This window comes from Pinirhizobacter soli, assembly GCF_015905305.1.
Taxonomy (GTDB): Bacteria; Pseudomonadota; Gammaproteobacteria; order Xanthomonadales; family Rhodanobacteraceae; genus Pinirhizobacter; species Pinirhizobacter soli.
Genome location: NZ_JADZLQ010000002.1, coordinates 113,639 through 131,400, shown reverse-complemented (window position 1 = coordinate 131,400; position 17,762 = coordinate 113,639). Strand labels below are relative to the sequence as shown.

Annotated in this window: 19 protein-coding genes; 12 read left to right on the top strand and 7 right to left on the bottom strand. The window is 65.7% G+C overall.

Going from position 1 to position 17,762, the window contains the following annotated elements; translation table 11 throughout:
- Positions 1-4 precede the first annotated feature (4 nt).
- From ffh to rplS, 5 genes are all read left to right on the top strand, one after another.
- A complete protein-coding gene (gene ffh, locus NDK18_RS10310) occupies positions 5-1,381 on the top strand; it encodes a signal recognition particle protein (RefSeq protein ID WP_250627738.1) in 1,377 nt (458 codons plus the stop codon).
- Positions 1,382-1,551: 170 nt separating this feature from the next.
- Positions 1,552-1,803: a 30S ribosomal protein S16 gene (gene rpsP / locus NDK18_RS10305; RefSeq protein ID WP_250623429.1), complete on the top strand. Its 252-nt coding sequence runs from the start codon at positions 1,552-1,554 to the stop codon at positions 1,801-1,803.
- Complete coding sequence (gene rimM, locus NDK18_RS10300) at positions 1,803-2,315, top strand: ribosome maturation factor RimM (RefSeq protein WP_250627737.1); 513 nt, start codon at positions 1,803-1,805, stop codon at positions 2,313-2,315. Before rpsP ends, rimM begins: the two co-directional genes overlap by 1 nt.
- Before the next feature lie 17 nt (positions 2,316-2,332).
- Positions 2,333-3,112 carry a tRNA (guanosine(37)-N1)-methyltransferase TrmD gene (gene trmD, locus NDK18_RS10295; protein WP_250623427.1) on the top strand — a complete coding sequence of 260 codons (780 nt, stop codon included), beginning with the start codon at positions 2,333-2,335 and terminating at the stop codon, positions 3,110-3,112.
- Between the two features lie 19 nt (positions 3,113-3,131).
- Positions 3,132-3,536: a 50S ribosomal protein L19 gene (gene rplS / locus NDK18_RS10290; protein WP_250627736.1), complete on the top strand. Its 405-nt coding sequence runs from the start codon at positions 3,132-3,134 to the stop codon at positions 3,534-3,536.
- A gap of 134 nt (positions 3,537-3,670) precedes the next feature.
- On the opposite strand, the gene NDK18_RS10285 is transcribed toward rplS, so the two are convergent.
- Entirely contained in the window at positions 3,671-5,740 is a 2,070-nt protein-coding gene (locus NDK18_RS10285) for an EAL domain-containing protein (protein ID WP_250627735.1), read from the bottom strand.
- Positions 5,741-5,879: 139 nt separating this feature from the next.
- Positions 5,880-6,890: an EF-P beta-lysylation protein EpmB gene (gene epmB / locus NDK18_RS10280; RefSeq protein ID WP_250627734.1), complete on the bottom strand. Its 1,011-nt coding sequence runs from the start codon at positions 6,888-6,890 to the stop codon at positions 5,880-5,882.
- Between the two features lie 91 nt (positions 6,891-6,981).
- On the opposite strand from epmB, the gene efp reads away from it, so the two are divergent.
- From efp to folE2, 6 genes are all read left to right on the top strand, one after another.
- A complete protein-coding gene (efp, locus tag NDK18_RS10275; protein WP_250623423.1) occupies positions 6,982-7,548 on the top strand; it encodes an elongation factor P in 567 nt (188 codons plus the stop codon).
- A gap of 4 nt (positions 7,549-7,552) precedes the next feature.
- Positions 7,553-8,884, top strand: coding sequence for a TRZ/ATZ family hydrolase (locus NDK18_RS10270; RefSeq protein WP_250623422.1), 1,332 nt, complete (start codon positions 7,553-7,555; stop codon positions 8,882-8,884).
- A gap of 28 nt (positions 8,885-8,912) precedes the next feature.
- Entirely contained in the window at positions 8,913-9,626 is a 714-nt protein-coding gene (gene ubiG, locus NDK18_RS10265) for a bifunctional 2-polyprenyl-6-hydroxyphenol methylase/3-demethylubiquinol 3-O-methyltransferase UbiG (protein WP_250623421.1), read from the top strand.
- A complete protein-coding gene (locus NDK18_RS10260) occupies positions 9,623-10,300 on the top strand; it encodes an HAD family hydrolase (protein ID WP_250623420.1) in 678 nt (225 codons plus the stop codon). Before ubiG ends, NDK18_RS10260 begins: the two co-directional genes overlap by 4 nt.
- On the top strand, positions 10,297-11,133 hold the full coding sequence (locus NDK18_RS10255; protein WP_250627733.1) for a squalene/phytoene synthase family protein: 837 nt from the start codon (positions 10,297-10,299) through the stop codon (positions 11,131-11,133). The genes NDK18_RS10260 and NDK18_RS10255 overlap by 4 nt, the downstream gene beginning before the upstream one ends.
- A 102-nt stretch (positions 11,134-11,235) precedes the next feature.
- Positions 11,236-12,162 (top strand): GTP cyclohydrolase FolE2, encoded by a 927-nt coding sequence (gene folE2, locus NDK18_RS10250; RefSeq protein WP_250623418.1) that lies wholly within the window; start codon positions 11,236-11,238, stop codon positions 12,160-12,162.
- Here folE2 and NDK18_RS10245 read toward each other — a convergent pair.
- The 3 genes from NDK18_RS10245 to yidD are packed head-to-tail and all read right to left on the bottom strand — an operon-like array spanning position 12,159 to position 14,554.
- On the bottom strand, positions 12,159-12,950 hold the full coding sequence (locus tag NDK18_RS10245) for a M23 family metallopeptidase (RefSeq protein WP_250623417.1): 792 nt from the start codon (positions 12,948-12,950) through the stop codon (positions 12,159-12,161). The two genes, folE2 and NDK18_RS10245, sit on opposite strands and share 4 nt — an antisense overlap.
- 11 nt (positions 12,951-12,961) lie before the next feature.
- Complete coding sequence (locus NDK18_RS10240; protein ID WP_250627732.1) at positions 12,962-14,299, bottom strand: dihydroorotase; 1,338 nt, start codon at positions 14,297-14,299, stop codon at positions 12,962-12,964.
- A gap of 6 nt (positions 14,300-14,305) precedes the next feature.
- Positions 14,306-14,554, bottom strand: coding sequence for a membrane protein insertion efficiency factor YidD (gene yidD, locus NDK18_RS10235; RefSeq protein ID WP_250623415.1), 249 nt, complete (start codon positions 14,552-14,554; stop codon positions 14,306-14,308).
- Between the two features lie 162 nt (positions 14,555-14,716).
- Between yidD and dksA the strand changes: the two genes are divergently transcribed.
- Positions 14,717-15,796, top strand: a complete 1,080-nt coding sequence (dksA, locus tag NDK18_RS10230; RefSeq protein WP_250627731.1) for an RNA polymerase-binding protein DksA — start codon at positions 14,717-14,719, stop codon at positions 15,794-15,796.
- A 41-nt stretch (positions 15,797-15,837) separates the two neighbouring features.
- On the opposite strand, the gene NDK18_RS10225 is transcribed toward dksA, so the two are convergent.
- Positions 15,838-16,281: a SufE family protein gene (locus NDK18_RS10225; protein WP_250623413.1), complete on the bottom strand. Its 444-nt coding sequence runs from the start codon at positions 16,279-16,281 to the stop codon at positions 15,838-15,840.
- Positions 16,278-17,651, bottom strand: a complete 1,374-nt coding sequence (gene cysS / locus NDK18_RS10220) for a cysteine--tRNA ligase (protein ID WP_250627730.1) — start codon at positions 17,649-17,651, stop codon at positions 16,278-16,280. Before cysS ends, NDK18_RS10225 begins: the two co-directional genes overlap by 4 nt.
- Between the last annotated feature and the right edge of the window lie 111 nt (positions 17,652-17,762).

The following is a 17,762-nucleotide window of genomic DNA, read 5'->3' as shown; positions in this document are numbered from 1 at the left end:
CCCCATGTTCGATTCCTTAAGCTCTCGCCTTTCCGAAACCGTCAACCGCCTGCGCGGCCGTGGTCGCCTGACGGAAGAAAACATCCGCGAAAGCTTGCGCGAGGTGCGCATTGCGCTGCTCGAAGCGGACGTGGCCCTGCCGGTGGTGCAGGCGCTGATCGAGCGGGTGAAGGTCCGCGCCGTCGGCCAGGAGGTGTTGAAGAGCCTGTCGCCGGGCCAGGCGCTGGTGAAGGTGGTCAGCGACGAGCTCACCACCGTCATGGGTACCGCCAACGCGGAATTGAACCTTGCCGCCACGCCACCGGCCGTCGTGCTGATGGCAGGCCTGCAGGGCGCCGGTAAAACCACCACCGTGGCCAAGCTCGCGCGCTTCCTGAAGGAGCGCAAGAAGAAGAAAGTGATGGTGGTCAGCTGCGACGTCTACCGTCCGGCCGCCATCGAGCAGCTGAAGACCCTGGCCGGGCAGGTGGAGGTTTCCTTCTTCCCCTCCGATGGCAGCCAGGATCCAGTGGCCATCGCCCGTGCGGCGCTGGACGCCGCCCGCCGCGAAGTGGTCGACGTACTGATCGTCGATACCGCCGGCCGTCTGCACGTCGACGCCGAGATGATGGCCGAGATCAAGCAGCTGCACACCGCGCTGAACCCCATCGAGACCCTGTTCGTGGTCGACTCGATGACCGGCCAGGATGCCGCCAACACCGCCAAGGCGTTCTCCGAGGCCCTGCCGCTCACCGGCGTGGTGCTGACCAAGGCCGACGGCGACGCCCGCGGCGGTGCCGCACTGTCGGTGCGCTATATCACCGGCCGTCCGGTGAAGTTCCTGGGCGCCGGCGAGAAGACCGACGCCCTGGAGCCCTTCCACCCCGACCGCGTGGCCCAACGCATCCTGGGCATGGGCGACGTGCTGTCGCTGGTCGAGGAAGTCGAGCGCAAGGTCGACCAGGACAAGGCCAACAAGCTCGCCCAGAAGGTGATCAAGGGCAAGCGCTTCGATCTCAACGACATGCGCGACCAGCTCGAGCAGATGAACAACATGGGCGGCCTGGCCGGCCTCATGGACAAATTGCCGGGCGTGTCGAACCTGCCGGAAAACGTCAAATCCCGCGTCAATGACAAGGAAATCGGCCGCATGGTGGCCATCATCAGCTCGATGACCAAGAAGGAGCGCCGCCATCCGGACCTCCTGAACGGCTCGCGCAAGGCCCGCGTGGCCCGCGGCTCCGGCACCCAGCCGGCCGACGTCAACCGTCTGCTCAAGCAGTTCATGCAGATGGAAAAAATGATGTCCAAGCTGGCCCGCGGCGGCGCCAAGGGCCTGATGCGCCAGATGGCCGGTGCCATGAAGGGCATGGGTGGCGGCGGCTTCCCCCCGATGCGCTAAGCCTCAAGGCTCCCTTCAAAAGCCTGTCTGGAAGGCTTCTTCGCGGATTTGATTGAAGTTTTTTTTGGGTTCACCCCTTCCTTTTTCCGCCGCATTCGCTAGAATGCACGGTTTACCGCGTACGAATCTCGTGCGCCTGCCGGTCCCCGGCGATTCTGGAGCAAGTAACTATGGTTAAGATCCGTCTTTCGCGCGGCGGCGCCAAGGGCCGTCCGTTTTATCACGTCATCGTGACCGACGGTCGCAACAAGCGTGATGGTCGCAACATCGAGCGCGTGGGCTTCTACAATCCCGTCGCTGCCGGCAAGGACAAGCGCCTTGAGCTGGACGTGGCCAAGATCCAGGCCTGGATTGCCAAGGGCGCCCAGTGCACGGACAAGGTCCGCGCCCTGGTCAAGGAAGCCGGCAAGCAGGCTGCCTGATGGCGTCGCCCGGGCGAAGCGTCCGAGTCGGACGCATCGTTGGGGTGTACGGCGTGCAGGGTTGGGTCAAGCTTGAGTCGTGGACCGAGCCCCGCATGCGCATCTTCGATTACCAGCCCTGGCAGCTCACCGCATCGGGGATTGATCAAGAAGTCCGGAACGTCGAGGGCAGGCAGCAGGGCAAGGGCATCGTCGCCCGCCTGCCTGGCATCGACGACCGAGAAGGCGCCGCAGCGCTTATGGGCGCGGAAATTACCGTGTCCCGCGAGCTGCTTCCGGCGCCGGCGCCGGGCGAGTACTACTGGACCGACCTCGAAGGCCTTGAGGTGGTCACCATCGACGACGTGCCGCTGGGACGGGTAAGCCACCTGTTCGCCACCGGAGCCAACGACGTGATGGTGGTAAGGAGCGCAGACAAGGAGCGTCTGATTCCTTTCGTCCAGGGTTCGTACGTGCGTACGGTGGATATCCCCGCCGGGCGCATGGTGGTCGACTGGGATCCTGAATTCTAGATTTCGAAGGCAGGACCATGCGCATCGATGTCGTCACGCTGTTTCCCGACTTCGTGCAGCAGTCCGCCGCGGTAGGTGTCGTGGGACGCGCGCAGCAGCGCAAGCTGCTGCAGGTTGAAACCTTCAACCCGCGCGATTTCACCCATGACGTCCACCGCACCGTGGACGGCCGGCCCTTCGGGGGCGGTCCGGGCATGGTGATGCTGATCGAGCCCTTGCGGGCGGCGCTGGCCGCGGTCCGCGAGGCGGCACCGGAGCCGGTGCATGTGATTTACCTCAGTCCGCAGGGAACGCGGCTGACGCAGGGCAGGGTCAAGGCGCTGGCAGCCATGCCGCGAATTGCCTTGCTTTGCGGACGTTACGAAGGCGTGGATGAACGCCTGTTGGCACATGAGGTCGACGAGGAGCTCTCGATCGGCGATTATGTACTGTCAGGTGGCGAGCTTGCGGCAGCGATCGTGATCGATGCCGTGGGCCGGCTCCAGGAAGGCGCGTTGAACGACGCGCTCTCCGCCCAGCAGGATTCGTTCTCCGACGGCCTGCTGGACTGCCCGCATTACACCCGGCCCGTGCAGCACGACGCATGGGGCGGGGTTCCGGAGGTACTGCTGTCCGGCGACCATGCGGCGATTGCCCGCTGGCGCTTGAAGCAGTCCCTGGGCCGTACCTGGCTCCGCAGGCCGGATCTGCTTACACAGCGGGTGCTCGATGCGCAATCGAGGGCTTTGCTGGATGAATTCCGCCGTGAATACTCACGGCAACAACAAGCGGCGGCCGGCGACGGCCCGCAGCAATGAATTTTTGAACGGGTGTGCCATGAATAAACTCATCGAACAGTTCGAATCCGAGCAGATCGTCCGCCAGCTGCCGGACTTCGGTCCTGGCGATACGGTCGTCGTCAACGTCAAGGTGAAGGAAGGCAACCGCGAGCGCGTCCAGGCGTTCGAGGGCATTGTCATCGCCAAGCGTAGCCGCGGTCTGCATTCGGCCTTCACCGTGCGCAAGATCTCGCACGGTACCGGCGTCGAGCGCGTCTTCCAGGCCCACAGCCCGACGATCGACTCGGTCACCGTCAAGCGCAAGGGCAAGGTCCGTGGCGCCAAGCTGTACTACCTGCGCGGTCTGGAAGGCAAGGCTGCCCGCATCAAGGAAGACGTGGCCGCTGCCGCCAGCATCAAGGCTGCCAACATCAAGGCCGCCAAGGCTGCTGCCGCCGAGTAATCGGCTTCGTGGCGAGCCGGCTCACCGGCTCGCTCGAAAGCGCAATGCCTGAAAACGAAAAACCTCCGTGGCCACGCCTCGGAGGTTTTTCTGTGCGTGGCGTTTGAGCGCGTTTATGGCGCCGAAGGTGCGGATCAGGCGTGCGTGAAGTCGTGCCTGTCCGCCACCACCATCACCGGCTCCTGCAGGAAGTTGCCCTGCACGAAGTCCACCCCGCAGGCGAACAGCAGTGAGGTGCTGGCGGCGTCCTCCACCCACTCGGCGATGGTCTGCTTGCCTAGTCCGCGGGCCTCGGCGCAGATTTCGGCGATCTTCTTCTGGTTTTCCGGATGCTGCGGAAGCTCGGTCATGAAGCTGCGGTCGATCTTCAGGTAATCGGCATCCACGTGCGTAAGCATCTGGAAGGAATTCAGGCCCGAGCCGAACTGCTCCAGGGCGAAGCGGCCGCCGACCTTCTTCCAGCCGGTGATGAATTCCTGTGCCGGGCGAAGGCTGGTCAGCACCTTGCTTTCGGGCATCTCCACCACGATCGTGCTGCGGCGGAGCTTGGCTTCTCCCACGCGCTGGGCAAGCCACGGCAATAGCGTGGCGTCGTGCAGGGACGCCAGGGTGAGTTTGACGAAATAGGTGGTGGTCAGGCCGTCCCGCTCGCGCTGGTGCAGCGTGTCGATGGCATGGCCCAGCACCCAGCGGTCGACCGCGGGCAGCATGCCGTGGCGTTCGGCCACCGGCATGAAGTAACTGGGCAGCACGTCGCCGTTGGGCCCGCGCATGCGCACCAGGATCTCGTAGAACTCGCCGGCGGCATCCTGCAGGCTGATGATCTGCTGGTGGTAAAGCAGGAAGTTGTCGCTTTCCAGCGCATCGCGTACCAGGTTCAGCCAGTACAGGTCGCGCTCGGCATCGGCCTTCTCGCGGGCCGAAGGGTCGTGCACCTCGCTGCGGTTGCCGCCCTGGTTCTGCGCATTGCGAAGTGCGGTGCTGGCTTGTTCCAGCAAGGTCTCGGCTTTGGCGTTGCGCTCGGCCAGCAGGCTGCCGCCGACGGTCAGGCTTACCGTGATCGAGCGCGCACCGACGTCGAAGATCTGTGCTGCCACGGAACTGCGGAGGTTTTCGATCAGGCCGTGCACCTCGGCATCGGAGCGTGCATGCAGCACCACGCCGATGGTGTGTTCGCCCAGCACGCCCGCCTCGTCGTCGTCGTCCAGCACGTCGCGGATTCTTGCGGCGATGCCGGCGAAGAGCTGGTCGGCATTGCCCATGCCGATCGCCGGCACGATGTCCTTCCAGTTGTCCGGTTCCACCAGCAGCAGGGCCCGGCCGGTCTCACCGTCGGTGGCCGAGGCCACGGCGCGGTCGACCAGTTCCAGCGTGTGCGCGCGGTTCCACAGGCCCGTGACGGTATCCCGGGTGAGCTGGGCCACGACGTTCGGGTCGACGATCTCGCGGCGGAAGACGATCTGCAGGCAGGGTTCGCCCTCGAACGTGGCATGGGCGAATTCGACGATCGTCTTGAAGCGGTTGCCGTCGCCGCGCCGGGCCTGGAACTCGATGTGTTCCATCGGCGGCTTGTCGCCGCGCGAAAGGTTGCGCAGCAGGGTTTTGAAGCGGTCGGCGTCCTCGCTGGCGATCATGTCCAGGATCGGCAGGCCCAGGATGTCGTCGAATTCTTCGAATCCGAACTGTTCCAGGTAAGCCTGGTTCGCGCGTACGTGCATGCCCTCGTGCACATAGGCGATGGCGTCGCGGGAGGAATCGAGCAAGGCATCGCAGCGGCGCTCGGACTCGCGCAGTGCGGTTTCCAGCCGGCGCACCTGCCTGCGTGTGGTGAGCGATTCGAATTCGCGGCGGACGATAGTGAGGGTCTGTTCCGGGCGGCCGCGCAGGGCCACGCCGCGGATACCGGAAGTGAAGAGTTCGGCGATGGTGTCTTCGTTGAGTCGTTCGACGATGGCGATGACGGCCATGTCCTTACCGCTGGCTTCCACCTGGCGCAACACGGTGGCAACGTCTAGCTTTTTCGTGGCGGGGTTCACCAGCACGATGTCCGGGCTTTCATCCAGCGACTGGGCGAATTCGTCCGGCGTGCCGGCGCGCGAAGGCCGCACGGCGGTACCGCCGTTGCGCATCACGTTGATCAGCTGTTCGGCCTGTTCGACGGAGTCTTCGACGAAGGCGATCTTGATGACGTTGTCTTGTTTCATGCTGGGCCGGTGGCGATTCGTAAGGCCGCGATCGCCAGGTTGCCCCCCGTGGCCGTTTCGCGTGCTGCCCTGAGTTTGTACCCCAATCGTTGCGCCAATACCATCGGCGGTTTTCGATAGTCCTTGAGAGTGCCAGCCCCTAAAGCGGCGTCTTGGAGGGCTCGCCCTGTTCCTCGCGTACCAGCCGGGGCACCAGGTACCCGGGCAGCCGTTCGCGCATGGCCTGGACCAGGGCCAGCGCCCGCGCGTCGTCCACTTCGAAATGGGCGGCGCCCTGTACGCGGTCGAGCTGGTGCAGGTAGTAGGGCAGCACCCCGGCGGCGAAGAGGCGTTCGCTCAGGGCGCTGAGCGTTTCGGCGTCATCGTTCACCCCGGCCAGCAGCACCGACTGGTTGAGCAGGGTTGCCCCGGCGTCGCGCAGGCGTCGGCAGGCGTCGTCCACGTCGCCGTCGAATTCGTTGGCGTGGTTGGCGTGAAGGACCACCACTTTCTGCAGCGGTACGGTTTCAAGCCACTGTGTGAAGGCGTCGTCGATGCGCTCGGGAAGCACCACCGGCAGCCTGGTATGGATGCGCAGGCGGCGCACATGGGGCAGGGCGCTCAGGCCGTCGGTGAGCTCGGCGAGCTTGCCGGTGGCCAGGGAAAGCGGATCGCCGCCGGAAAGGATCAGTTCTTCGATCGACGTATCGGCCGCCACATGCGCCAGCGCCAGGCGCCAGGCCCCGGCGGCTGCGATTTCCTCGCCATAGGGAAAATGCCGCCGGAAGCAATAGCGGCAGTTCACCGCGCAGCTGCCGCTGGCGATCAGCAGCGCCCGGCCCTGGTACTTGTGCAGCAGGCCCTGGGCATCACGGGCCGCAAGATCGCCCACGGCATCGCGGCTGAAGCCCGGGACGTCTTCGGCTTCCGCCAGCTGCGGCAGCACCTGCAGCAGCAGCGGATCGCGGGCATCGCCATGGGTCATGCGCGCCACGAACCCCCGGGGCACGCGCATGGCAAAGCCAGCGTCGTCGGCTGGCAGGGCCGCTGCCAGGTGCGGCAGGCCCACCATGGAAAGCAGCTCCAGCGGATCGGTAACGGCGTCGCGCCACGCCGCGCGCCAGTCGGGCGCGGCGTGAGATAGGCGGCTGGCGGGGCTTCCGGTTATCATGGTGGGCCTAGGTGCAGGCGGGGGCCGCCTGCGATATCGACCATTTTAGCCGCTGGGGACAGCGGTTTTTTCATCCCGGAGTTTAAAAGGCATGGCCACATACGGTCTCAACGACGTCAAGAATGGCGTGAAGATCATCGTCGACAACGATCCGTACGTCGTCGTCGAGGCGGAGTTCGTCAAGCCAGGTAAGGGCCAGGCCTTCACCCGCATCCGCATCCGCAACCTGATCAACGGTCGGACCACGGAGAAAACGCTCAAGTCCAGCGACTCCTTCGAGGGCGCGGACGTGGTCGACACCGACATGCAGTACCTCTATAGCGACGGCGAATTCTGGCACTTCATGCAGCAGGAAACGTTCGAGCAGCACCAGGCGGACAAAACCGCCGCTGGCGAAGCGTCCAAGTGGCTCAAGGGCGAGGAAGAGTGCGTGGTCACGCTGTGGAATGGCCGCCCGATCTCGGTCACCCCGCCGAACTTCGTGGATCTGAAGATCGTCGAGACCGATCCCGGCGTGCGCGGCGATACCTCCGGCGGTGGCGGCAAGCCCGCCAAGCTCGAGACCGGTGCCGTGGTTCGCGTGCCGCTGTTCGTCAACCAGGATGAACTGATCCGCGTGGATACCCGCACCGGCGAATACACCAGCCGCGTGAAGTAACGATATGTCACAACCGCTCGGCACCGCCGTCGACCTCGTGATCGAGGCCCGCTGGGTGGTCCCCATCGAACCGCATGGTGTGGTCCTTGATGACCACGCCGTGGTGGTGGATGGCAACACCATTGTTGCCATCCTGCCTGCCAACGAGGCGCGCGCCCTGTATCAGCCGCGCCAGCTGGTCAGCCTGCCCGAACACGCCCTGATGCCGGGGCTGGTCAACGCCCACACGCACAGTCCGATGACATTGCTGCGGGGCCTGGCCGACGACCTGCCGCTGATGACCTGGCTGAACGACCACATCTGGCCGGTGGAAGGCGCCTTCATGGGCCCGGAGTTCATCCGCGACGGCGTGGAACTGGCCGTGGCCGAGATGATTCGTGGCGGCACCACCTGCGCCAACGAAAACTACTTCTTCCCCGATGTGATCGGCGCCACCTTCAACCGCATGGGTTTCCGCGCGGTGGTGGGCCTGCCGGTGATCCAGTTTCCCAGCGCCTGGGCCACCACGCAGGACGACTACTTCGCCCGCGCCCTGGAAGTGCATGACAGCTTCCGCGGCCAGGCGCTCTTGAGTACCGCCTTCGTGCCGCACGCGCCTTACACCGTGTCGGACGAAAGCTTCGAGCGCATCCGTGTGCTGGCCGACCAACTGGACATTCCCGTGCACCTGCATACGCACGAGACGGCCCAGGAAGTGGAAGAGGGCAAGCGCGAGCACGGCATCCGCCCGTTCCAGCGCCTGCAGCGCCTGGGCATCGTCAACGACCGCCTGGTGGCGGTGCACATGACCCAGCTCACCGACGCCGAGATCGCCGCCTGCGCCGAGCACGGCGTGAGCGTGGTGCATTGCCCGGAGTCGAACCTCAAACTCGCATCGGGCTTCTGCCCGGTGCACAAGCTCCGCCAGGCCGGCGTGCGCGTGGCCATCGGCACCGACGGCTGCGCTTCGAACAACGACCTGGACATGTTCGGCGAAATGCGCACCGCCGCATTGCTGGCCAAGGCCGTCGCCCAGGATGCCTCGGCGTTCGATGCAGCCTCGGTACTGCGTTCGGCAACCCTCGAAGGTGCCCGGGCGATCGGCCTGGGCGACCTTGTCGGTTCCATCGAGCCTGGCAAACAGGCCGACCTCACCGCGGTGCGCCTGGACGACCTGGAAACCCAGCCGCTCTACCATGTGGCCTCGCAGCTGGTTTATGCCGCCTCGCGCCACCAGGTAAGCGATGTATGGATCGCAGGCGTACGCAAGCTTGTCGATGGCATCCTTGCCGACGTCGACACCGATGCCCTGCGTGCACGCACCCGCCAGTGGCGCGAGCGCATCGCCGCGGTCTGATCCACCCCCGGCTTTCGAAGGAAATCCCATGGAACACGCCACGAACGCCAATGTCAGTGCCGCGGAAATCGCCCGTTTCGGCAAGCTCGCTGCCGGCTGGTGGGATCCGAACGGCGAATCGCGCCCGCTGCACGACCTGAACCCGGTGCGCGCCGGTTTCATCGCAGATCGCACTACCCTGCGTGGTGCCCGCGTGGCGGACGTGGGCTGCGGCGGCGGCTTGTTGAGCGAAGCCCTTGCCCGTGCCGGAGCCCAGGTCACTGGTATCGACCTTGGCGAGAAAGTGATCGGCATCGCCAAGCTGCACTTGTACGAATCGAACCTCTCCGTGGACTACCGCGTGCAGGGCTCGCACGAGCTCGCTCTCGCCGAAGCCGGTACGTTCGATGCGGTCTGCTGCATGGAGTTGATCGAGCACGTGCCCGATCCGGCCGCGCTGGTACAGGACCTCGCCCGCATGGTGAAGCCTGGTGGCCGTGTCTTCATGAGCACCATCAACCGCACGCCGCTGGCTTTCGGCGCGGCGATCGTCGGCGCCGAATACATCACCCGCATGTTGCCGCGTGGCACGCACCACTACGCGCAGTTCCTCAAGCCCTCCGAGCTTGGTGCCTTGCTGCGCCGGGCAGGCCTTGAGCTCGACGAGGTCAAAGGCCTGGGCTATAACCCGCTTTCGCGTAAGGCTTGGCTTACCGGCATGACTCAGGTCAACTACATCCTTGCCGCGACGCGTCCGGCATGAAAAAGCTGCCACAACCGCTGGCCGGAGTGTTCCTGGACCTGGACGGCACTGTCCTGGATAGCGCCCTTGATCTCTACGCCGCGCTCGAATCGGTGTGTGCGGACGACGGCGTGCCACCCCCGGCTTTCGACGTGGTGCGCCAGGTGGTTTCGCGCGGTTCCCGAGCCATCCTGGCTACGGCCTACCCGCATGATTCCAACGACCGCCTGATCGAACGCATGCCCGGCTACCTCGCCCGTTACGAGCGCGACATCGCGGTGCACACCCGTCCTTTCGATGGCATGGACGAAGCTTTGCTGGCTCTGGAAGAGCGCGGTGTGCCGTGGGGCATCGTCACCAACAAGCCTGGCTTCCTCACCGACCGCCTGCTGGCGGCGCTGAAGATGGACGTGCGCGCGGCAAGCGTGGTGTCCGGCGATACCCTGCCGGTGAAGAAGCCCGATCCGGCGCCCGTGTTGCTGGCGTGCGAGCAGGCCGGTGTCGATCCTGCCCGGTGCCTGTTCGTCGGCGATGATCGCCGTGACGTCGAGGCCGGGCGCGCTGCCGGGTGTTACACCGTGGCCGTGAGTTGGGGATACCTCGACGGCGGCGATCCGCGCACATGGGGCGCAGACCTGGTGGTGGATACCGTGGCCGAATTCGCAGCCATGCTGGGCCTGCCCGTACACGCATGACCGACGCTGCATTCCAGAGCTACCTCGACCAGTGGCTGGCCTCCGATCCGCAGCAGCGGGTGGCCCTGGGGTTTCTCGATCCGGCCCTGCGCAACGGGCACGTGGCGCTGGCGGCCTTCGAACGGGAGATCGTGGGCGCTGCCTACGGCATCAGCGAGGCGCAGGTAGCCGCGGTCAAGCTCAACTGGTGGGCGGAGGAACTTTCCGGCGCCCGCGCCAGCGGCGGACGTCATCCGCTCACCCGCATGCTGTTCAACCAGCCCCAGGCCGACGTCCTTCCCCTGGAGCTCTGGATCGCGCCCGTGCTGGCCGCGATGGGGCAGCTCGAGGAAGGCACCGCAGCCGACTTCCCGGCCCAGGTGGCGGCCACGTCGATCCTGCATGGCGCCCTGGCTCGGCTGGAGACAGCCTGGTGGTTTGGTGTTGGCGCCGACCCTGGCTGGGCCACGGTCGTGGCAACCCATGCGCACCTGCTGGGCTCCCTGGCCATGGTGGACGAGCACTCTGAAGTCGAGCGACTAGCCCTGCCCATGGCACGGATGGCGCGTTTCGGCCTTACCCGGGCCGGCCTGCGTACGGACAACCCCGCCCGCCGCGACGCGGTCAAGGCGCAGTCGGGCGATATCGCCGCGGCCCTGCGTCAGGCCGCTCCACCCAGCGCGCCACTGTCGCTTTTCCGCGCCATGACGCTCCGCCAGGCCCGACGCCGGGCCGAGCTGGCAGCGCGGGCGGTGGACCCGCTGGCCGTGCTCAAGCAGCCACAGGCCGTGGGCGGCCCGAGCACGGCGTTGTTCGCCTGGCGCGCGGCGCGAAATTTCCGGCGCACGCGTTAGGCCGAACACAGCGTTCGCTGGCACTCACCATTGCCATGACCCCACCCCATCCCCATTGTGGTCGACTAGCCCCCGGCCTACCGGTACCAGGATCTGTTTGCCATGTTCAATGAAGACCGCCCCTCCTCATCGCTGCCGGACGTGGCCTCGCTGCCACACGCCTCGGGCTCTGGCGTCCTGGATTGGGTAGGCATGGACGGCATGGAAATGCCGGTGCAGTTCGACGCCGGCGATGGCCAGGTGCGCCAGACCAGCGCTCGCGTCGGCGCCTTCGTCAACCTGGCGAAGGAAGGCGCCCGTGGCATCCACATGTCCCGCCTGTACCTGCTGGTGGACGAAGCGCTGAGCGCGGGCCCCGTGGACGAAGCGATGCTGCGCAAGCTGCTTGAATCGTTCCTGGCCTCCCACGAAGGCCTGTCCGATGCCGCGCGCGTGGTGATCCACTTCGAGCAACTGATCCGCCGCCGCGCACTGCGCAGCGACAACAGCGGCTGGCGCGCGTATCCCGTGCGGCTCGAAGCGGTGCTTGCCGATGGCAAGTTCAGCATGGAAATCGGTACCGACGTCGTGTATTCCTCCACCTGTCCGGCGTCGGCGGCACTGTCACGGCAGATGATCCAGCAGCGGTTCGCCGAGGATTTCAAACCCGGCCAGCCGTTGGAACACGAGGTGATCCTGCGTTGGCTGGGCACGGAGAAGGGCATCGTGGCCACGCCCCATGCCCAGCGCAGCACGGCCAAGCTGTGCATCCGGCCGGCGGCGGCGAATGCGCCGAAGCTGCTGGCGATCATCGATGCGGTGGAAGCATCGCTGGGCACGGCGGTGCAGACGGCGGTCAAGCGCGAGGACGAACAGGCCTTCGCGCTCGCCAACGGCGCCAACTTGATGTTCTGCGAAGATGCCGCCCGTCGCGTGCAGCAAACGTTGGATGCCATGCCCGGCATCGCCGACTTCCACGTGCGCATTGCCCATCATGAAAGCCTGCATCCGCATGATGCCGTGGCCTACGCGGGCAAGGGCCTGACTTAAGGCTTGTCGATCCCCGGCAGCAGCAGCGGATCGAGCCTCACGCCGAACCAGTTGAAGCCCCAGTGCACATGGGGCCCGGTGGCGCGTCCGGTCATCCCGGCCGCACCGATCACCTGGCCCTGGGCGAGATGGTCGCCCGGCTTTACGTCGATGCGCGACATGTGCAGGAAGTTCGATGACAGCCCGAACCCGTGGTCGAGCACCACGGTGCCGCCGGTGAGGTAGAGATCGGGCTTGGCGAAGGTCACGATGCCCGCGGCTGGCGCCTTGATCGGCGTGCCGGTGGGAACGGCGATATCCATGCCCGAATGCGGGGCTTTCGGATCGCCGTTATAGATGCGCTGATTGCCAAAGCGGCCGCTGATGCGGCCGGTGACGGGCCAGATGAAGCCATGGTCGAAGTCTTCACGGTTGTCGTCGCGGCCGCGTACGGCGGTGACTTCTGCCTGTTCGCGGGCGATGCGCGCGGCCAGTGCCGGATCGGGATTCACCGTTTGTGGCGGCACGCCGTTGACGCGCTCGATCGGCCAGTCACGCGGTTCGATGACGATGGCGATATGGCGTACCGCGCCCCCGGGCGCGGTCACATCGACCTTCAGCGGCCCTTGTTCATCGCGACCGGCGCCGAACACCACCGTGCCGTCGCCGCCTACGCGCACGGGCTTGCCGGCGACGGCGACCTTCGAGCCCGGCGCCACCTGGGCCACCACGATGCCGCCCTGGGACAGGTGGACAGGGATTGGCGCCGCGCTTACGGAAGAGGCCGCCAGCAGCGCGGCCCACGCCATGGACCTGCGCCTCAACGCGCGAACGCCAACCGCTGGCCGCGCACGCCGTCGTTTACCTTGGTGCCATCCCACACGCGCTGCCCGTTGACGAACGTGGCGGCGATGCTGGAAGTGAACGTGGTGCCCTCGAACGGGGACCAGCCGCATTTGGACAGCACTTCCTCGCGTGTCACGGTGTGCTTCTTGTTCGGATCCACCAGCACCAGGTCCGCGGCGTAGCCTTCGCGCAGGAAGCCGCGATCGACCACGTCGAACAGGATCGCCGGGGCGTGGCAAACGGCCTCGACCACGCGCTCGAGGGTAAGCTTGCCTTCGAAGACACGCTCGATGGCGGCCTGCAGGGCGTACTGCACCAGCGGCAGGCCCGAAGGTGCCTTGTCGTACTTTTCGGCCTTTTCTTCCAGCAGATGCGGCGCGTGGTCGGTGGCCAGCACGTCGATGCGGCCTTCGGCCACGGCACGGGTAATCGCTTCGCGGTCCGAGGCCATCTTGATCGCCGGGTTGCACTTGATCAGGAAGCCCTTCTCTTCGTAATCGTCGGCGTCGAAGTGCAGGAAGTGCACGCAGGTCTCGGCGGTGATCCGCTTGCTGGCCACCGGGCCCGGCTCGAACAGGGCCAGTTCGTCGGCGGTGGAAATGTGCAGCACGTGCAGGCGCGTGCCGTGCTTGCGGGCAAGCTCGATGGCAAGCCGCGTGCTTTTGATGCAGGCCTCGCGCGAGCGGATCAGGGGATGTTCGCTGGCGGGGATATCCTCGCCGTATTTTTCGTGAGCCTTGGCCAGGTTCGCGTCGATCATAGGCGTGTCTTCACAATGCGTGATGATCACCGTGGGGCAATCGCGGAAGATGCCGTCCAGTACCTCGGGATCGTCCACCAGCATGTTGCCGGTGGAGGCGCCCATGAACACCTTCACACCAGGGGAGGTCTTCGGATCGAGCGCGCGGATCGCCTCGAGGTTGTCATTGCTTGCGCCCATGTAGAAGGCATAGTTCACCACGGAGGTTTCAGCAGCCCGGGTGTACTTCGCTTCCAGCGTGTCGCGGTCGAGCGCCGGCGGCTTGGTGTTGGGCATTTCCATGAAGCTGGTGATGCCGCCGGCGGCGCAGGCGCGCGACTCGCTTCCGATGTCCGCCTTGTGGGTCAGGCCCGGTTCGCGGAAATGCACCTGGTCGTCGATCATCCCGGGCAGTAACCACAGGCCCGTGGCATCGATCACCTGCTCACCGCTTTCAGGGGCCAGTTCCCGGCCAATCGCGGCGATACGGCCGGCGCGGACGCGTACGTCGGCGTGCAGCCGCTTGTTCTCGTTGATCAGCTCGGCGTTGCGGATCAGCCAGGCATCGGTCATGGGCATTTAGTCTCCATGCGCGCGGCAGCGCGCGAAGGTGAAATGGTCGGGCACGGGGTCGTGACCGCCGGTACACAAGGGTTGGCAGCGAAGTAGCCGCCATCCGGCCAGTACACTGCCACGCGGCGCCCCGAAGCGCGCGATCGCCACCCGGGCGTAATCCGAACAGCTGGGTTGGAAACGGCAGCGCTGGCCCAGTAACGGGCTAATCCAGCGCTTGTACTGGCGCAAGAGCCATTGCAGGAATCGGGACACGGGGCGGTTCGAAAGTACTCGTGTTTTGGGGGCGGCTGTCGAGGGGCGCATGGCGCCCCGGCGACAGTGGAAGGGGCTAGTATTTCAGAAGGCGGTTGCCGGGGTAAGTCATATTCGGCTATAACAGCCCGCCGCCGGGGGGGCGAACACTGGGTGAAGGACATGGCGAAGAACACACGTAGTTCCGCAGTATCCAAGACACCGGCCAAAAAAGCGGCAGGTGGCGCCAGTACGGCCAGGAAGCCGGCCAAACCGGCAGTCCAGGCCGCCAAGGCGGTGAAGACCGTGAAGGCGCCGGCGAAGAAACCGGTGGCCAAACCCGCGCCGGCGAAGAAAACCGTCGCCAAGGCACCGGCGAAGAAAGCCGCACCCGCTATCAAGAAGGCAGCGCCCGTGAAGAAGGCAGTACCTGTGGCGAAGAAAGCCGCGCCAGGCAAGGCAGCGCCCGTGAAGAAGGCCGCCGCCAAGGCACCGGCGAAGGCACCCGCCAAAACCGTGCCAGCGAAAAATCCTGTAGGAAAAACACCTGTGGTGGCGAGCAAGAAGGCACAAGTCGCCAAGCCTGCGGTACCATCGCCCAAGGTTGCCAAGGCGCCGGTCGCGAAGACCGCCGCTCCCGCACCTGTTGCACCAAGCCGTCACGCGCCCCACGCCGCTGCCGGCAAATCCGCCACGGCCACGTCGGTCGCGCCACGCAAGGCGTCGGCGGTGGGCAGTTCCTCACACAAGAACGAAAAGTCAGCCCAATCACGAATGAATAGTCTTGCTTCTGCTTCGAATGACAACGGCGTCACCCGCGAAGACGGGCGTTATGCCTTGCCCACCACGACGACCGTAGACCTCCCCAAGGGCTATCGCCCGAAGGGCGACGAGGAATACATGAATCCCCGTCACCTGGCCTACTTCCGCAACAAGCTTCGCGACTGGCGCGACCAGTTGGTGGAAGAATCCCGCCAGACGATGGACAACCTGCGCGAAGAAGTCCGCGACGTCGGCGATGAAGCCGAGCGCGCCACCCGCGAAACGGAGAACTCGCTGGAGCTTCGCACCCGCGATCGCTACCGCAAGCTCATCTCCAAGATCGACGGCGCACTGCGCCGCATCGAGGACGGCCGCTACGGGTACTGCGAGGAAACCGACGAAGAAATCGGCCTCGAGCGCCTGGATGCCCGTCCGATCGCCACGCTTTCGCTCGACGCGCAGGAACGGCGCGAGCACCTGCAAAAGCAGATGGGCGACTGACCCATCGACGAAAAACCCCGCCTTGAGCGGGGTTTTTCTTTTCAGGCTGCCTTGGCGGCGTAGGCCTTGAGCTGAACGAGCATGGCGGCAAGGCCATTGCTGCGCGTCGGCGACAGATGCTTGGCCAGGCCGATCTGCTGGATGTACGCAGGTTCCGTGGCCACGATCTCCGCCGCCGACCGTCCGGAGTACACGCGCAGCACCAGGGCGATCAGGCCGGCCACGATGGCCGAGTCGCTGGTGGCCTGGAAGGTCATGTGCGCGGCGTCGCCCGAGGGCACCAGCCACACCATCGACTGACACCCGTGCACCCGGTACTGCTCTATCTTCAGGTTATCGGGGAAAGGCGGCAGCTGACGGCCGAGGTCGATCAGGTACTGGTAGCGCTCGCTCCAGTCGCTGAAGAAGGCGAACTCCTCGACGATGGCGGCCTGGGCCTGGGCAGAAGTGGTTTCCTGCGGGGCGATTTCCCGTGGGATGTTCATTTGGCCAGGCTCCAGCGAGTGCCTTGCGGGCCATCCTCGATGGTCACGCCCATGGCGGAAAGTTCATCGCGGATGGCATCGGCGCCAGCCCAGTCGCGCGCATCGCGTGCTTCGCGGCGGCGTTGCAGCAAGGCTTCCACCGCGTCGGCATCGACATCCTCGCTGATGCCACGCTTGAACCATGCTTCCGGATCCTGCTCCAACAGCCCAAGCGCCGCGCCAGCGGCGAGCAGCGCACCCTTGGCCGCCGGGCGCTCGCCGATCGGCGCCTTGCGCGCGGCGTCGGCCAGGTGGGCGATTTCCGCAAGGGCCTGCGGCGTATTGATGTCGTCGCACAGGGCCGCTTCCACCGCTGCGGGGATCGCCGAGTCGATGGGATCGATGTCGGCCAGGTCACGCAGCACGCCGTACCAGCCGTCCAGGGTGCGGATGGCTTGCGCGATGGTGGCGGGCGACCAGTCCAGCGGCTGCCGGTAGTGGCCGCGCAACAGCAGCAGGCGCAGCGCTTCGGGCGGGTGCATCTTGAGCAATTCGTGCAAGACCAGCACGTTGCCCAGCGACTTGGACATCTTGCGGCCTTCCATGTTCAGCAGGCCGTTATGTAGCCAGAAACGGGCGAACAGGCGACCGCCGTGCGCGCAAGTGCTCTGCGCCACTTCGTTCTCGTGATGGGGGAAGACCAGGTCCACGCCGCCGGCATGGATGTCGATGGTCTGTCCCAGGTGCGCCGCGCTCATCGCCGAGCACTCGATGTGCCAGCCCGGGCGGCCGCGGCCCCAGGGGCTGTCCCAGCCGGGCAGGCTAGCGTCGGAGGGCTTCCACAGGACGAAGTCGGCGGGGTTCTTTTTGTAAGGAGCTACCTCCACGCGCGCGCCGGCGATCATGTCTTCCGGGTCGCGGCCCGAGAGGGCGCCGTAGGCTTCGTAGGAAGCTACGTCGAACAGCACGTGGCCCTCCCCCTCGTAGGCGTGGCCGCCCTCGATCAGCTTGCTGATCATTTCCACGATTTCATCGATATGGTCGGTGACGTGGGGTTCGATGTCCGGCGGCAACACACCCAGGGCTGCCATATCCTGGCGGTAGGCTTGGGCGAATCGGTCGGTGATCTGGCTGATCGGCACGCCGGCGGCGGCTGCGGCGGCGTTGATCTTGTCGTCCACGTCGGTGATGTTGCGGGCGTACACCAGCTTGGGGAAATGGCGGCGCAGCAGGCGCGAAAGCACGTCGAACACCACGGCGGGGCGGGCATTGCCGATGTGGACGTAGTCGTAGACGGTAGGGCCGCACAGGTACATCGTCACCCGTTCAGGGTCGGCCGGAACGAACACTTCGCTACGGCGGGTGAGGGTGTTGTGCAGGGTGATCGGCATGGACGCTTCCGGGCGGGTTTCAAGGCCAGCCGGACATGGTAGCAAGGCGCCGGACGGCTGGTCATATTCTAAGCGTCGATTCAGCGTGAACCGACGAAAATAACCTCCATG

What these genes read in the sequence shown, in the direction of transcription:
- rpsP (WP_250623429.1), top strand. Translation starts at nt 1,552, where the DNA reads ATGGTTAAGATCCGTCTTTCGCGCGGCGGCGCCAAGGGCCGTCCGTTT.
- NDK18_RS10270 (WP_250623422.1), top strand. Translation starts at nt 7,553, where the DNA reads ATGTCACAACCGCTCGGCACCGCCGTCGACCTCGTGATCGAGGCCCGC.
- NDK18_RS10285 (WP_250627735.1), bottom strand. Translation starts at nt 5,740, where the DNA reads ATGAAACAAGACAACGTCATCAAGATCGCCTTCGTCGAAGACTCCGTC.
- NDK18_RS10245 (WP_250623417.1), bottom strand. Translation starts at nt 12,950, where the DNA reads ATGGCGTGGGCCGCGCTGCTGGCGGCCTCTTCCGTAAGCGCGGCGCCA.
- NDK18_RS10255 (WP_250627733.1), top strand. Translation starts at nt 10,297, where the DNA reads ATGACCGACGCTGCATTCCAGAGCTACCTCGACCAGTGGCTGGCCTCC.
- rplS (WP_250627736.1), top strand. Translation starts at nt 3,132, where the DNA reads ATGAATAAACTCATCGAACAGTTCGAATCCGAGCAGATCGTCCGCCAG.
- rimM (WP_250627737.1), top strand. Translation starts at nt 1,803, where the DNA reads ATGGCGTCGCCCGGGCGAAGCGTCCGAGTCGGACGCATCGTTGGGGTG.
- cysS (WP_250627730.1), bottom strand. Translation starts at nt 17,651, where the DNA reads ATGCCGATCACCCTGCACAACACCCTCACCCGCCGTAGCGAAGTGTTC.
- NDK18_RS10260 (WP_250623420.1), top strand. Translation starts at nt 9,623, where the DNA reads ATGAAAAAGCTGCCACAACCGCTGGCCGGAGTGTTCCTGGACCTGGAC.
- trmD (WP_250623427.1), top strand. Translation starts at nt 2,333, where the DNA reads ATGCGCATCGATGTCGTCACGCTGTTTCCCGACTTCGTGCAGCAGTCC.
- NDK18_RS10240 (WP_250627732.1), bottom strand. Translation starts at nt 14,299, where the DNA reads ATGACCGATGCCTGGCTGATCCGCAACGCCGAGCTGATCAACGAGAAC.
- folE2 (WP_250623418.1), top strand. Translation starts at nt 11,236, where the DNA reads ATGTTCAATGAAGACCGCCCCTCCTCATCGCTGCCGGACGTGGCCTCG.
- ubiG (WP_250623421.1), top strand. Translation starts at nt 8,913, where the DNA reads ATGGAACACGCCACGAACGCCAATGTCAGTGCCGCGGAAATCGCCCGT.
- dksA (WP_250627731.1), top strand. Translation starts at nt 14,717, where the DNA reads ATGGCGAAGAACACACGTAGTTCCGCAGTATCCAAGACACCGGCCAAA.
- epmB (WP_250627734.1), bottom strand. Translation starts at nt 6,890, where the DNA reads ATGATAACCGGAAGCCCCGCCAGCCGCCTATCTCACGCCGCGCCCGAC.
- efp (WP_250623423.1), top strand. Translation starts at nt 6,982, where the DNA reads ATGGCCACATACGGTCTCAACGACGTCAAGAATGGCGTGAAGATCATC.
- NDK18_RS10225 (WP_250623413.1), bottom strand. Translation starts at nt 16,281, where the DNA reads ATGAACATCCCACGGGAAATCGCCCCGCAGGAAACCACTTCTGCCCAG.
- ffh (WP_250627738.1), top strand. Translation starts at nt 5, where the DNA reads ATGTTCGATTCCTTAAGCTCTCGCCTTTCCGAAACCGTCAACCGCCTG.